At 66.1% G+C, this 14549-nt stretch carries 13 protein-coding genes and 1 pseudogene; 7 read left to right on the top strand and 7 right to left on the bottom strand.

Features of this window, described 5'->3' with window-relative positions:
• Positions 1-23 precede the first annotated feature (23 nt).
• Positions 24-920 carry a diacylglycerol kinase family protein gene (locus QF038_RS15675; RefSeq protein ID WP_307611083.1) on the top strand — a complete coding sequence of 299 codons (897 nt, stop codon included), beginning with the start codon at positions 24-26 and terminating at the stop codon, positions 918-920.
• A 45-nt stretch (positions 921-965) separates the two neighbouring features.
• Here QF038_RS15675 and QF038_RS15670 read toward each other — a convergent pair whose 3' ends face one another.
• Positions 966-1232 carry a hypothetical protein gene (locus tag QF038_RS15670; RefSeq protein WP_307611081.1) on the bottom strand — a complete coding sequence of 89 codons (267 nt, stop codon included), beginning with the start codon at positions 1230-1232 and terminating at the stop codon, positions 966-968.
• A 253-nt stretch (positions 1233-1485) separates the two neighbouring features.
• On the bottom strand, positions 1486-1977 hold the full coding sequence (locus tag QF038_RS15665; RefSeq protein WP_307611080.1) for a hypothetical protein: 492 nt from the start codon (positions 1975-1977) through the stop codon (positions 1486-1488).
• 98 nt (positions 1978-2075) lie between these two features.
• On the opposite strand from QF038_RS15665, the gene QF038_RS15660 reads away from it, so the two are divergent.
• The 4 genes from QF038_RS15660 (at position 2076) to QF038_RS15645 (ending at position 7799) form a co-directional block, all read left to right on the top strand.
• Positions 2076-2909, top strand: coding sequence for a hypothetical protein (locus QF038_RS15660; protein WP_307611078.1), 834 nt, complete (start codon positions 2076-2078; stop codon positions 2907-2909).
• Between the two features lie 179 nt (positions 2910-3088).
• Complete coding sequence (locus tag QF038_RS15655) at positions 3089-4111, top strand: 3-oxoacyl-ACP synthase III (protein WP_307611076.1); 1023 nt, start codon at positions 3089-3091, stop codon at positions 4109-4111.
• Entirely contained in the window at positions 4105-6816 is a 2712-nt protein-coding gene (locus QF038_RS15650; protein ID WP_307611074.1) for an alpha/beta fold hydrolase, read from the top strand. Before QF038_RS15655 ends, QF038_RS15650 begins: the two co-directional genes overlap by 7 nt.
• Complete coding sequence (locus QF038_RS15645) at positions 6813-7799, top strand: NAD(P)-dependent oxidoreductase (protein WP_307611072.1); 987 nt, start codon at positions 6813-6815, stop codon at positions 7797-7799. Before QF038_RS15650 ends, QF038_RS15645 begins: the two co-directional genes overlap by 4 nt.
• A gap of 8 nt (positions 7800-7807) precedes the next feature.
• On the opposite strand, the gene QF038_RS15640 is transcribed toward QF038_RS15645, so the two are convergent.
• From QF038_RS15640 to QF038_RS15625, 5 genes are read right to left on the bottom strand one after another with little or no spacing between them, the layout of a single operon-like run.
• The gene (locus QF038_RS15640; protein ID WP_307611071.1) at positions 7808-8251 is read right to left on the bottom strand and encodes a universal stress protein; all 444 of its coding nucleotides are present in this window, start codon (positions 8249-8251) and stop codon (positions 7808-7810) included.
• A 17-nt stretch (positions 8252-8268) separates the two neighbouring features.
• On the bottom strand, positions 8269-8934 hold the full coding sequence (locus tag QF038_RS15635; RefSeq protein WP_307611069.1) for a hypothetical protein: 666 nt from the start codon (positions 8932-8934) through the stop codon (positions 8269-8271).
• Positions 8935-8989: 55 nt separating this feature from the next.
• Complete coding sequence (locus QF038_RS15630) at positions 8990-9475, bottom strand: pyridoxamine 5'-phosphate oxidase family protein (RefSeq protein ID WP_307611067.1); 486 nt, start codon at positions 9473-9475, stop codon at positions 8990-8992.
• 9 nt (positions 9476-9484) lie between these two features.
• Positions 9485-9850: a DUF6544 family protein gene (locus tag QF038_RS22360; RefSeq protein ID WP_373461584.1), complete on the bottom strand. Its 366-nt coding sequence runs from the start codon at positions 9848-9850 to the stop codon at positions 9485-9487.
• Positions 9738-10643: a DUF6544 family protein gene (locus tag QF038_RS15625; protein WP_307611065.1), complete on the bottom strand. Its 906-nt coding sequence runs from the start codon at positions 10641-10643 to the stop codon at positions 9738-9740. Before QF038_RS15625 ends, QF038_RS22360 begins: the two co-directional genes overlap by 113 nt.
• Positions 10644-10904: 261 nt before the next feature.
• Between QF038_RS15625 and QF038_RS15620 the strand changes: the two are divergent.
• Both QF038_RS15620 and QF038_RS15615 read left to right on the top strand, forming a co-directional pair.
• Positions 10905-11995 (top strand): annotated as a pseudogene (locus QF038_RS15620) (zinc-dependent alcohol dehydrogenase family protein).
• 97 nt (positions 11996-12092) lie between these two features.
• Positions 12093-14501, top strand: a complete 2409-nt coding sequence (locus QF038_RS15615) for an HAD-IC family P-type ATPase (RefSeq protein ID WP_373461651.1) — start codon at positions 12093-12095, stop codon at positions 14499-14501.
• The last annotated feature ends 48 nt before the right edge of the window (positions 14502-14549 follow it).

Here is a 14549-nt window from a genome sequence, read left to right as displayed (position 1 = left end):
GCAGCGCCTGAAGGATGAACACCATGGCTGATGACCTGGCACCTGCCGCCCCCTTCGACCGCTTAGTCCTGATCTTCAATCCAGGCAGGGCCGGAATGGCCGGGCGCATAGAAACGCTGCAGCGGGATCTGGCCCTCGACCTGCAGGGCCTGCCTGTTGAGCTTCTGCCGACAGGCTTTGCGGGGCATGCCAGGGACCTGGCGAGGTCCGAGGCCGGGCGAGGAGCCCCGCTCATCGTGTCAGTCAGCGGCGATGGCGGATACAACGAGGTAGTCAACGGGGTGATGGACGTTCCCGGCAGCAGGGCGGTGTGCACGGTGCTTCTTGCAGGTAATGCCAATGACCATCATCGGAGCTTGCCCGCAAGGCCGCTGACGGACGCCATCCGCGAGCGCCGGGTACGGCACATTGACCTGCTGCGCATCACATTCCGCCGCGCCGGCGGTGAACAGGTCCAGTACGCCCACTCCTACGTGGGGTTCGGGCTCACGCCGTTGATGGCGATCGGCATCGAAAAGGGCGGAAAAGGAAAGGTCCTCGAACTCATCTCCGTTGCCCGGACCCTCTCCGGCCTGCGGCCGTTCGAGCTTGTGCGGGATGACGGGGCCACGGCGCAGTTCGACAGCCTGATCCTGGCCAACATCTCCCGGATGGCGAAGTACGGAACAGCCAGCGAGGCGCACCACCCGGTCGATGGCCGGTTCGAGGTGGTGACGCTGCCCCATGCCGGCCGGTGGAAGATGGCGTTGATGACACTGCGCGCCGTCACGCTGGGCCTGGGCCATCAACCCGCCGTCAGCAGTTATGCCTTTACCACGCGCAACGCCGTTCCCTGCCAGATCGACGGCGAAGTTGTGCATATCCAGGCGGGCACGCACGTCCTCGTGGAAAGCGCCAAAGGCGCCCTCGCCACCACTTGACGGATCTTTGCCGCATGCAGTCCTGGTGTTGTCTCCGGGAGGTGCCTACGGTTGCACGGAGTCGAAGAACGTGTACCCGCCATCCGGCCCCGCGGTCTCGGCTTCATGCGATTTCATGCGGATGAAATCCACATCCTCCTGGCAGAGCGTAGTCTCGCCGTGAGGGTCCTGGTTGAGGGGGTGGCCGGTGGCTGCACTGATTTCCGCAGACAAGGTCCGCGGAAGGATCATGCAGCCAGGGTTATCTATCAGCCACTGCGTGACCGTTGAAGGAAGCCGGTGCCACTGGTCTTGGATAAAGGTGTCGGTCATTGCGCGCCAACGTTCGTGTGGATGCACTGTCCGTCCGCTGGAAACGTGGAACGGCTGTGCCGGGGTCAGAGACCCGGGGCCGGGTCACTGCAGCGAGGGCAACGGTTGATGCCTGTTCCGGCCTGTGGTTCCATCATGGCCGTCCGCGTTGATCAGGGAACCAGATGTCCAGTCACGGCCGTCCCGACGTACAGCGAGTCTACGCTCCAATAGCCCACATTCAGCCGGTGAAGCCGGGGCAATCTACGCCAAGCTACGGCACCGCCGGAGCCAGCCTCGAAGACGGGGCGGAATCGCCGAAGGAGGGACGCCGGCCAGACCGGTAAGCAGACTCGATGACCGGTTCGAGCTCGTCCAGAACCGTGTGGTTCCCGGGGAGAACCACGTGGGCCAGAAATTCGGATTCCAGAGTGGCAAGGCCTGCCGCCACCGCTGCTAGTTTGGCGTCTATTGACACGGACAGGGCGTGCCAAAACCTGCGGTTGGCGCGTTCGAGCGCCTTTGCCTTCGCTTCGCCCATGGGGCCCTGCGCTGTGTCCCCCGGGACCATCACGCTCCCGTCAGAGTCCGGCAAGGAAACTACAATCCGGAATTGCCTTCCGCCGCCCCTGAAGGCGATAGCGCTCCGGTTTCCGCGCTGACTGAAAAGAACGTCCGTGGCGCCGTATTCCACGAGCGCCAGCCTGATGCGTTCCCGGGAAGCGCCGCTGCTCAAGGAGTCGCCGCGGGTGTAAGGACTGGTCATGGTTCAACTATGCGCCCTTTGGCCCCTCCTTCCTACGCCGCGCAGCCACGGGTCTCCTCAGGCAACGGCATCCGGCAGGAGGCCATAGACTCGAAGCCATGTCAGCTTCTGGGGGAGTGCCGGCACGGCGCGGAGGAGTTTTGTTCGGAGTGGCCGTTCTGGCCATGGCCCTTGCGGGGTGTGAGTACAGCGGCCCGGATGAACAGGCGGCTCCGGCCTCCCCGCCGGCAGCAACACCACAGCCCCGGTCCTTCGGGGAGAACGCGGACGAGGTGGCCCGCCGGCTCGAGGCTTCCCCAACAGAGCCGGGCATGCCGTCCGAGGCGGAGCCCGCCGGGAGGCTGTCCCTGGTTCTGGCGCCCGGAGACTATATGGTTTCCGGTGCCTGTGCCGGGACGTACGGGGCCAAACTGACCATCGTGAAGGGTGACGGGGAACCGGAGGCGTCCAGCTTTGAGTGCGGCTCCTCGCTGGACCGCTTTGTCAGGCACGACGGCGGGCCGATCACCATCAGCGCGGTCCCGCCATCGGGCAAGCCTGCCGCAACGGGGGTCAAAGTCCAGACCAATCCGGACCGCCGGGCGTCGGAGCTGGAGGATTTGTCGGAGTGGTCGGCGCAGCAGCTGCAGCCACGGCTCCCCGGCGAGCTTCGCGGCAGCAGCAGCGGAAAGATCACCAGCACGGCAACGCTCATGGCGGCACCGGGCCAGTACGAGCTGCAGTTCGTCTGCGACTGGCTGCCCGGGGCCCAGCTGTCCGTGTCCACGGCAGCAGGTGTTGAAGTCCTGGCTCCCGTGCAGGTGCCCTGCACGGGGACGATGTTCAAGGCGCCCGTGCAGCTGCCTACCGAGGGAGCGGACCTCACCATGATCCCGGACGGTGGGCTGGAGGGCCGCTTCGCCTACCGGCTTGTTCCAGCCAGCCAGCCTTGAGGGGTACCTGCCAGCCTGTTGCGTAGGGGCAGTCCCTGAATGCCGCTGTATCCTATCCTAAGCATGCTTACCATTGGCATTTCGCGGATGCCGGTCACGGACCGGCATTATTAAGCTCTGCGTTTGCCTTGATGGGTACATCGCCGCGTGAATGCAGGACGGACGAACAGGGGCTTGAATTGGCAGGGAATGCAACCTTCCGGCACAGTAACACCGCGCTGCTCTCGGTGAGCAGTGTCGAGGCTCCAAGGATCGTGAGCTCCACGGATTTTGACCGCCGGTTGGCTTCCACCCTGCAGCGGCTGAAGTTCCCGACACGGCTGCTTGAGCGCGTTGCCGGCGTAACGCACCGCCGCTGGTGGGCGGCCGGGACCTCCTTCGATGACGCTGCTGCCGAGGCGGGCGCGAAGGCGCTGGCGGAGGCCGGCGTCGAAGCGTCCGAGGTAGGTTTGCTGATCAACACCTCGGTGACCCGTCGCAACCTTGAACCGTCCGTTGCGGTGAAGATCCACCACGGACTTGGCCTGCCGTCGTCGGCCATGAACTTTGACCTCGCCAACGCCTGCCTGGGATTCGTAAACGGACTGACACTGGCGGCCAACATGATCGACTCCGGCCAGATCAAGTACGCCATGATCGTCAACGGAGAGGATGCCGAAGCCACGCAGGAGGCCACGCTGGCCCGTTTGCAGCGGCCCGAAACCACACGCGAGGACTTCAACCGGGAGTTCGCCACACTCACCCTGGGATCCGGTGCCGCCGCCGCCGTCCTGGGCCCCGCGGACCAGCACCCCGGATCGCACCGGGTGGTGGGCGGCGTGATGCGCGCCGGCACCGAACACCATGAGTTGTGCGTGGGCGGCATCGACGGCATGGCCACCGACACCAAGGGACTGCTCGACGGCGGCCTCCAACTCGTCGTCGACGCCTGGGATGAGGCGCGGGCAGAGTGGGACTGGGCCGCCATGGACCGGTACGTCACGCACCAGGTGAGCAACGCCTACACCCAAGCGATCATCGACGCGATCGACCTGGACCCTGCCAGGGTGCCCATCACGTTCCCGCACTGGGGCAACGTGGGTCCGGCGTCGCTGCCCATGACCCTCGCGGCCGAGGCACAATCCCTCGAGACGGGGGACCGGGTGCTCTGCATGGGCGTCGGATCCGGACTGAACACCGCCATGATGGAAATCGTTTGGTAGCCGCCAACTGGCCCGGCGTGGACCCGGAGTGGTCGCGTGAAATCGAGGTAGCTTCCACGTCCGACGCCGATCGGCCAGGCACCGTGCGCCGCTGGCACCTGCTGGACAACGGCCCGCAGCTGTCCCGCCGTGCCCTGGTCCCCGCCGGCACCCTGCTGTGCGTGCACGGCAACCCCACCTGGTCATACCTGTGGCGGACGCTGCTCGCTGCCGGATCCGATCCCGCCCACCCGTGGCGCGTGGTCGCGGTAGACCAGCTGGACATGGGCTACTCGGAGCGGACCGGCACTTTCCGGCGGCTGGCCCACCGGATCAATGACCTTCGCGACCTCACGGACGCCCTGGCCCTGGACGGGCCGGTTGTCACTGTGGGCCACGACTGGGGCGGCGTGATCAGCCTGGGCTGGGCCCTCGCGCATCCGCAACAGCTGGCCGGGGTGGTGCTGACCAACACGGCCGTGCACCAGCCCGCAGGCCAGGCCATCCCGCCGGCCCTGCGGCTTGCCCTGCACCCCGCCCTGCACAAGTGGGGAACCACGACGTCGGACGCCTTCCTGCGGGTGACGCACTCGTTGGCGCACCCGCCGCTTTCCGCCGATATCCGCAGCGCCTACATGGCCCCCTACCGCGGAGCGGAGCGCAGGGCGGGAGTGGGGAACTTTGTTGCAGACATTCCGGTGGACGCCTCGCATCCCAGTTTCGCGGCGCTCAGTGGCGTGGCGGAAGGACTGCGCGGGTTGAAAGCCCCGGCGCTGATGCTCTGGGGCCCGCGGGATCCCATCTTCTCGGACCGGTACCTCAAGGACCTCATCAGCAGGCTCCCGCACGCCAAGGTGCACCGCTTCGAAGGCGCCGGCCATCTTGTGGCGGAGGACCGGGACATTGCCACGCCGGTTTTCCAGTGGCTCGCCGGGAACGTTGAAGCCAGCGAAGGCGAGTCCACGAGATCTGAAGCAACGCCTGCCGGCGGCCAGGAGCAGGACGCGGCGCAGCCAGGCCCTGCCGAATTCCGGCCCCTCTGGCACCCGCTCCAGCAGCAGGCGACAGGACCGGCGGGAGCGGACACCGCCGTCGTGGAAATGGCGCCGGACGGCACAGCTGCCCGCTCGCTGAGCTGGCGGCAGCTGGACCGTAACATCCTGAACCTCGCCGCGGGGCTGAAGGAGGCGGGGGTTGAAAGCGGCAGCCGTGTCAGCCTGATGGTTCCGCCCGGGGTGGACCTGACCGTGGCCCTTTACGCCTGCCTGCGGCTGGGCGCCGTGGTGGTAGTGGCCGACGCCGGACTGGGAACCAGGGGCCTGAGCCGCGCCGTCAAAGGCGCCACCCCTGATGTCCTCATCGGCATCGACAAGGCGTTCGCGGCCGCTTCACTGCTGGGCTGGCCCGGGCGGCGGATCAGCGTGCGGGATCTCCCGGCCGCCCGCCGTCGGATCCTAGGCGTGGAGACCTCCCTTGACGAGCTGGCCCGGAGCGGCGCCGCTCCCGGTGCGGCGCAATTGCCGGACAGCGTGGACCCGGATGCCCCGGCCGCCGTACTCTTCACCTCCGGCTCCACCGGCCCAGCCAAGGGTGTGCTTTATACGCACCGGAAGTTGGCGGCGATGCGGGACACGGTGGCCGAAACGTTCGGGATCCGTCCCGGTGCCCGGCTGGTGGCAGGCTTCGCGCCGTTCGCGCTGCTGGGTCCGGCGCTCGGTGCGGTGTCGGTGACCCCGGCCATGGACGTCACCGCGCCGCGCACCTTGACGGCGAACGCGCTCGCCGACGCTGCCGCGGCCATCGACGCCACGGCGGTCTTCGCCTCGCCGGCGGCTTTGCGCAACGTCCTTGCCACGCAAGATGGCCTCAGCAGCGCAGGGCATAAAGCTCTGGAACGTGTCGAACTGCTGCTCTCCGCCGGTGCCCCCGTCCCGGAACCGTTGCTGGCAGAGGTACAGCGGCTCATGCCCCGGGCCTCGCTGCACACCCCGTACGGGATGACGGAGGCGCTGCCGGTCACCGACATCAGCTTGGAACAGATCCAAACGGCCGACGCCGATGCTGCCGCCGGCACCTCCGCTGGAGCAGACGCCGTGGCGGGAGCAGGCAACGGCGTGTGTGTGGGGTGGCCCGTGCATGGCGCCCGTGTGGCCGTCGTCCCGCTGGCGGCGGATGGCACCGCCCCCGGAGCCGATCCCGTGACAGAGGCCGGAGTGACCGGTGAGATCCTGGTGTGCGCCCCGCACGTCAAGGAAGCGTACGACAGGCTCTGGCTGGTCCAGCGGGAGAGTGCCAGCTTGCCCGGATGGCACCGCACCGGCGATGTGGGGCACTTCGACGCCGCGGGCAGGCTTTGGGTGGAAGGACGCCTTGCGCATGTTGTTACGGGACCCGACGGCGTGGTGACCCCCGTGGGTGCCGAACAGGCCATCGAACGACTGGACGGCGTACGGCTGGCGGCGATCACCGGCGTCGGACCCGCGGGCACCCAGGCCGTGGTGGCCGTCGTCGAGACCTCCCCTCCAGTCCGGAAAGCCGGACCCGCTGGGCCGCAGCTGGCCGGGCGGGTCCGGAAGGCCGCACTGGAGGCCGGCGTGAAAGTCTCCGCCGTGCTCGTGGTTCCCGCGCAGCCCACGGACATCCGGCACAACGCCAAGATCGACCGGACCCGCCTGTCCCGCTGGGCTTCGCGGGTGCTTGCTGGCGGCCGGCCGGGAAAGCCATGAGGGTCCTCGTCACCGGTGCCAGCGGGCTGCTCGGGGGAGAGGTTGCCCGGCTGCTGGTACGTCAGGGGCATGAGGTGGCGACGTTCCAGCGCCGCCCATCGGGGGTCGACGGCGCCACGGACTTCTGCGGGTCCGTCACGGATGATGCGGCGCTCCGGGCAGCAGTTGCAGGCGCCGGCGGAATCATCCACCTGGCGGCAAAAGTCTCTTTCACGGGCCGCGCGGCGGAGTTCGATCAGGTGAACGTCGAAGGGACCCGCCGCCTGCTCGCTTGCGCCCGTGCCGCCGGGGTGCGGGACGTCGTGTATGTGTCCTCCCCGTCGGTGGCCAATTCCGGCGCCGCCATCGCCGGGCTGGGCGCGGAGCCGGCCGACCCGGAGCATGCGCACGGAGACTACTCCCGCAGCAAGGCCGAGGCCGAGCTGCTGGCGCTCGCAGCTGACTCTCCTGCCTTCCGGGTGGCGGCGGTGCGCCCGCACATCGTCTGGGGACCGGGCGACACCCAACTGGTGGAACGGGTCCTGGCACGCGCCAAGCAGGGACGCCTGCCGCTGCTCGACGCCGGTGGGGCCCTGATCGACACCACGTACGTGGACAATGCCGCCACGGCCATCGTCGCCGCGCTGCACAGGATGGACCACATCCATGGCAGGGCTCTGGTGGTGACCAACGGCGAGCCCCGCCCGGTGGGCGAGCTGCTGGCAGGCATCTGCGCCGCGGGAGGCGTCCGCCCGCCGTCGTGGTCCGTGCCTGGTGCGGTGGCGCGGGCGGCGGGGGCTGTGGTGGAGAAGCTCTGGATCTGGGCCGGGCGGGAAGAGGAGCCGCCGATGACCAGGTTCCTCGCCGAACAGCTCTCCACCGCGCACTGGTTCGACCAGCGCGAGACCCGGGAACTCCTCGACTGGACCCCCGCAGTCTCCATTGACGAGGGGCTGGCGAAGCTGGCCGAGCACTACGGCTCCCGGCCGCAGGGCGGTTCTTGAGGGCTGGATCAGCTGCTGGTGCTGGGTGCGTGAGCCACGAGAACCGGGCAATCGGCGTGTGCGACGCACGCGGAACTTACCGAACCCAGAAGCAGCCCTCCAAAGCCACCGTGGCCGCGCCTGCCGACAACAAGCATGGCCGCGTCCTTGCTGGCATCAAGAAGGGTCTGGCGCGGTGCTCCATTGACCAGGCGGGTCCGCAGGTTGGCTGGGCGCTGTGTTCCAAAGGCGTCCTGCACCGCCTGGGCGAGTATTTGTTCCACCTTCTCCTCAAAGCCTCCGATGCCCATCACGGCGTAGCCGTCATACATTTGCGGGTTCTCCCAGCAGGCGAGGGCGTGGACTTCCGCACCAAGTGCGGTGGCAAGGCGGTGTCCTTGCCTCAGCGCCTCAACTGATGCCGGGGAGCCATCGACCCCCACAACGACGTGGGATCCGGGGTTGTCCTGCATGGCACTTCTCCAATCGATTAGTTAGTAACTTCCGCTTGCTGGTTTTCAGTTCGGGAATGCAACTGCACCACGCGCAGTGCGGCGAGGCTTGACAGTGAGGCCACGGTGAGGGCCATCAGTAGGCCCGCCAAGAGGTACGTCCCGAACAGCACAGGAAGTGCCGTCCTCTCGTCGATGAACGGTGACGGCGCCAGGGTCCACAGGATGCCCACTGCCCAGACGCCGACATTAACGGGTATCCACCAGAACGCAGGCCTGATAACCCTCCTGAGGACAAGCCACTGCAAGGCCGGAATGGACACCAGAAGCAGCACGGCACCGGCCAGAATCCATGGGACAACCGACGGTGAGCCGGGATCGAAGTCGTTGATGGTGCTGGGCAGCATGCCGACCGACCAGGCCACAGCCGCGCCTGCTGCGGTGGCCGCCACCCAGGAGGACCGCCGTACCACCGAAGAACCGAAACCGATCGACTGCCCCAGCCCGAGCAGAGCACCCTCGCAGGCGCCAGCAGCAATCATCAAAGGGTAAACAAGGAAACTGGGTGTGGCGGCCACTGCCAGAACTCCACCCACGGCGGCCGGGATCATAAAACCGAGTGCCTCGCCCGCCGTGACTGCAATGACCCATCTGCGGAGGAAAGCTCTTCGTGGCAGCCCAGGGGCGGCGTCGGCTTTCTTCACGGGGCTCCGGTAATACCGGAGCCCGGGCCTTCACCCACGTGCCTGCTCTCGCTTTTCACGTTGTCTGGCCAGCGTCCTTGGGCTCGGAAGAGGCCGAGTCCAGCGGCGGCCACCAATTCAATGGCGAGCTGATGACAAAGCGGCGGCCGCTGATTTCTTTCGGAGTGACCCGGACGAGCGTGTCTTTCACCCCCGGCTGCCACGGGGACAGGCCTGCCTCTGCAGCCTCCTGGAGCTCCTCGCCGTTCGATACCACCTCAGCAAGACCCTTAATGACAACACTCCAGGCAATGGTGCCGTAACTGTTCATTCCGTCCGCTTCCAGCACCACCGCAGGTATTGCCAGCAGGGCATCCAATTTGGTGCCGGGGCCCGTCCGGAAGATGACGGTCCCGTAGTTGGGGACATAGTTCACGGGGAAGATGTCCGTTCCGTCGCCGCCGGTCACGGCCACTCTGCAGACGGAGACTGACCGAAGGTATTTCCAGCAGTCATGAACGCTGAGGTTTTCAGTTGTTTGTCCTGGCTCGGCGGTATCCATGGCCTGAGCCTACACAGGGGGCCAGCCTTGCAATAGGGGCGGTCTGGCCACGTTGTACTCGATCGAATCCAGGACAAAGCGCAGGTAGGAGTAGTTCCCTGCCGGTGCGTGCCAGATTCCCTCGCCGGAACCCATGAGCCGGTGCACTCCGAAGCTCCGGTAGGCAGTCAACGGAGTGGACCACCGCATTTTGGTGAATGATCGTCCATCCGACGACGCTGCGCCTCGTCCATCGGCAACGAAGTTGATCAGTTCCCCGAGCTCATTGAACGAGAGGATTGCGTGGATGGTGCGGCCGGTATTGGTAGTGGATGGTGCGGCCGGTATTGGTAAAGGACGCTTCCACCGACTCCTGATCGATCTCGCGCCATTCAATGCTGCCGGCGATCAACGCGCCCGGCGCCAGGACGCAAAGATCGTTGAAAAGGGTGACTGTCTCCGCCTCGTCCATCTCCGGGCCAGCCGCGTTCACCAAAGTGACGAGTGAGGCGACTTTGACCCTCATCGTCGCGGAGGGGCCGACAAAACGGTGGAAGGCCTGGAAGGGCACTCCGGATTTTGAGGCGTCCATGAGGAACAGGCGTGAGGGACGGTCGTAGGCGTTCTGCTGCCGGCCCGTGAAGGACATCCAGGACGAGTCCGGCCCGCTGCGGATCTGTCCGTGATAGCGGGCCGAGAAATTTTGGACTTTGGGTAAACCCACAGCGCCACTGCGGCGGATGTAGCGCTGCACCACGGCGGGGAGGTGCACGAGGTCGGCCTCGGTGAGCAGCGGCGTGGGGACGGATCGGGCCAGGTCTTGTGCGACCTCACGGTTGTACTCGGCGCGGAAGCTCCGGGGCCCCGAGGACAGAAACCCGAAGACCAGTCCGGCAAGCAGGATGATGTTCGGGATGGTCCCGTACCCGGCGTCAGCCCACGAAAGACTAATCGTAAGCTGGGACATGATGAGCGCGGAAATGCCGATCACCATCCACAACCGGGGCAGGACGAACAGGGAGATCGCGGTGGCGAGGAGCAGTACCGCTGCGAGAAGCCATAGAACGCCCTCGGGCTGGGTGATTGGCTGGGTTAGCTGGGCAACGTCGGCGAGCCCGAGCCCCTTCGCTGCACCCAGCAGATGAAGTAGACCATGGAGGCCGAGAAAAAGGGCAAACAGTATTCTCATGTCATCTCGCGTCCTGGCCGGTGGCGGGGTGGGCCCCCTCCTCTTCCCAGTGTGTGCCCCTTCACCGGCGAAAGAGTCCACAAGTCATGCTCATTCTGACCGTGACTGCCGGTCCTCGACTTCAGGCTGCGGCCCGAACCGAATGGTCCCCTTGCGTGGGGCGGGGAGGCCGGACGTACGCTTAGGGCAACTCGTGCAGTCAGCGATGCCGCCGAACGCAGCTCCCAGGCGGGGGCGCCTTGGCCGATCGAAGGAACGACGATGAAGGCACTTGTCTACCACGGTCCTGGCCAGAAGGCATGGGAAGAGGTACCCGATCCCAAGATCCGGAAACCGACCGACGTCATCGTGAAAGTCGAAACAACCACCATTTGCGGGACGGACCTGCACATCCTCAAGGGCGACGTGCCGGCAGTGGAGCGCGGCCGCATCCTCGGGCACGAGGGCGTGGGCACGATCACTGAAGTGGGGTCCGCGGTCACCGGCCTCGTGACCGGTGACCGGGTGATCATCTCGTGTATCTCCGCGTGCGGGCACTGCGATTACTGCAAGCAGGGAGTTTTCGCCCACTGTCTGGGTGAGGAGGGGGCCGCCGGGATCGGCTGGATTCTTGGGCACCTCATCGACGGGACACAGGCCGAGTTTGTGCGCGTCCCGTACGCCGAGACTTCCGTGTACAAAATGCCCGACGGCGTCACACCCAGGCGGGCACGATGCTGTCCGACATCCTGCCCACCGGCCACGAGATCGGAGTGCAGTACGGGGCCGTCAAGCCCGGTGATGTCGTCGCCGTGGTGGGTGCAGGTCCCGTTGGACTGGCGGCGATCACCACCGCGGGACTCTACGGTCCATCCCGCATCATCGCGGTGGACGTGGACCGGAACCGGGTGGAGCAGGCCAAACGGTTTGGTGCCACGGACGGCGTGGTGTCCACCGATGCTGGCTGGAAGGGTCAGGTGCTCGCCCTCACGGATGGTCTCGGCGTCGACGTAGCCATTGAAGCAGTGGGTATACCGGAGACCTTTGCCATGGTGCTGGACATTGTCAGGCCCGCCGGCCACGTGGCCAATGTGGGCGTACATGGCAAAGGTGCTGACCTGCCGTTGGACAAACTCTGGATCTCGAACATCACCATCACCACGGGGCTGGTGAATACGAACACCACCGGCACGCTACTCAAGCTCGTCGCACAGAAAAAGCTGCAGGTGGACCCGTTCGTCAGTCACGAGTTCGACCTCGACGACATCGAAAAGGCGTACGACACCTTTTCCCGGGCCGCCGAAACCAAGGCACTGAAGGTGATGCTCAATGCGAGTGCAACCACGGAGGCACGGCAGGAAGCAGCCACATGAAGATGGCCCCGCCCCGGACCGTGGCCGGGCGCTCAGGGATGTCACCGCGCTGGATGCGGGAACCGGGATGACCGGGCAAGAGCACGCGGCTGTCCGCATGGCGCACCTGTCGGAAAGGGCAGGACTGTCCACTGACGATGTTGCCGTGCGCATCGAATCCGGATTGACCAACGTCACGTCAAATGATTCCAGCCGGAGCCTTTGGGACATTTTCCGGGCCAACGTCCTGACTCTCTTCAATGCCATCGTTGCCGGCAGCTTCGTGCTGCTGCTTTTGCTCGGCCAGTGGCGGGACGCGTTGTTCGGATTCGCGGCCGTCAGCAACGCCCTCATCGGTGTCGTCCAGGAATACAGGGCCAAAAAGTCACTGGACCGCCTGGCCGTCCTGAACTCCCCGCGGGCACGGGTGCTCCGGGACGGCGCGGTTCAGGAGATCCATATCGAAGACGTCGTCCGCGACGATGTGCTGGTCCTCCGCGCCGGAGACCAGGTCCCCGCGGATGGGGTGATTCTGGACGCCGACGGCCTGGAGGTCGATGAGTCTTTGCTGACCGGCGAATCGGACGCCGTGCAGAAAGCTGCCGGTGCTGAAGTGCTGTCCGGCTCCAGCATCGTCTCCGGCCAGGGAAGGGCTGTGGTGACCCGCGTGGGCGCGGAGTCGTTCGCGAGCCGCCTGACAGCCGAGGCGAAGCGGTTCTCCCTGGTGCAGTCGGAGATCCGCCGGGGGCTTGACCGGATTCTTCGGTGGATCACCCTGGCGCTACTGCCCATCATGGCCATCGTCGTCAACGGGCAGATGCAGGGCCAGGGCGGATGGCAGCAGGCCATAGCAACGGGAACCTGGAAGACTGCGTCCGTGGGCGCCGTCGCCAGCGTCATAGCCATGATTCCGCTGGGCCTGGTCCTGATGACGAGCGTCGCCTTTGCTGTGGGCGCCGTCCGGCTGGCACGCCAGAAGGTGCTCATCCAGGAACTTGCTGCTGTGGAGGGCCTTGCCCGGGTGGACGTTCTGTGCCTGGACAAGACCGGGACCCTCACCGTGGGCAGGATCGTCTTCGACGCCGTCCACGAGTTGGATACAGAAGCACCGGCAGGATGGAAGCGGGCGCTTGGATGGTTTGGCGCCGACCCGAACGCCAACGCCACCGCCCGGTGCCTCACGGAAGCGTTTCCCGCGGATACGCTCCGTCCGCTCGATTCAGTGCCCTTTTCGTCCGGCAGGAAGTGGAGCGCCGTCAGCTTCCCTGCCGGCACCACCATGGCCGGGACATGGCTGCTGGGGGCCCCGGAGATTGTCCTTCTCCCGGGAACGCCCGAGCCTGACAGTACCCTCCGGACGGCCGCCGGACTTGCCTCCACAGGATTACGGACACTAGTGCTCGCACACGCCCCCGGAACAAGCTTCACCCGAAACGACAACGAAGAAGTGCTTCCGGCCCAGGCCGCTCCCGCCGTACTTTTGACCTTTCGTGAGCAGGTCCGTCCGGACGCCGCGCAGACGATGTCCTATTTCCGGGACCAGGGCGTGGAGTTGAAAATTATTTCCGGTGACGATCCCCGGACCGTGACAGCTGTTGCCCGGGAGGTAGGGGTGGAAACCGATGGAGGCTTCGACGCCCGGGAGCTGCCCGAAGATCCCGATGAGTTGGCTGATGTCATGGAGCAGCACACCGTCTTCGGCCGGGTCACTCCTGCACAGAAGAAGGACATGGTCCGGGCGCTGCAACGGCGAGGGCACGTGGTGGCCATGACCGGTGACGGCGTCAACGATGCCCTGGCCTTGAAGGAAGCGGACATCGGCATCGCCATGGACTCCGCCGCCGCCGCGACCAAAGCCGTATCGCGGCTCGTCCTGTTGGACGGCAGATTCGACAGGCTCCCGGGGGTGGTCGCGGAAGGCCGGCAGGTGATCGCGAACATCGAACGGGTCTCCATGCTGTTCCTGGCCAAAACCGCCTACGCCGTCATCCTCTCGGTCACGTTCGGGGCGCTGCTCTGGGGATTTCCATTCCTTCCCCGCCAGCTGTCCGCCACGGACGGCATCACCATCGGAATTCCGGCCTTCTTCCTGGCGCTGATGCCGAACACCCGCCGCTACCGGGCCGGATTCCTGAAGCGCTCACTGTCCTTCGCTGTCCCTGCCGGGCTCATCATCGCGCTCGCCGTCCTCAGCATCAACGCCTATGCCCTGTTGGCCGGTCAGGGCACCGGGCCCGCCGTCCGGACTGGTTCCGTTCTTGTCCTGACCCTTATCGCCTTGTGGGTGTTGGTGGTTCTCTCGCGCCCCTTGAACCGCTGGCGGATGTTAATTGTTGGCGTGATGTATGCCGCTCTTGCCATGTTGCTGACAGTGCCGCTGCTCCGCGATTTTTTTGATTTCACCCTGCCCGAACAAGAACACCTGACAGCGACGGCGCTGATCGCCCTCGCCGGGTGCCTCGCCGTCGAACTCCTCCATCGGGCACACAGACGGTACCTCAGCAGGGACCGCGCCCATACTGCCTAGGATCGCAAATCCGCGGAACCACCGTGCACCCCGCGGCGTGGACCGGAG

Source organism: Pseudarthrobacter sp. W1I19, from assembly GCF_030817835.1.
Taxonomy (GTDB): Bacteria; Actinomycetota; Actinomycetes; order Actinomycetales; family Micrococcaceae; genus Arthrobacter.
This window is presented reverse-complemented; position numbering and strand designations above follow the sequence as displayed.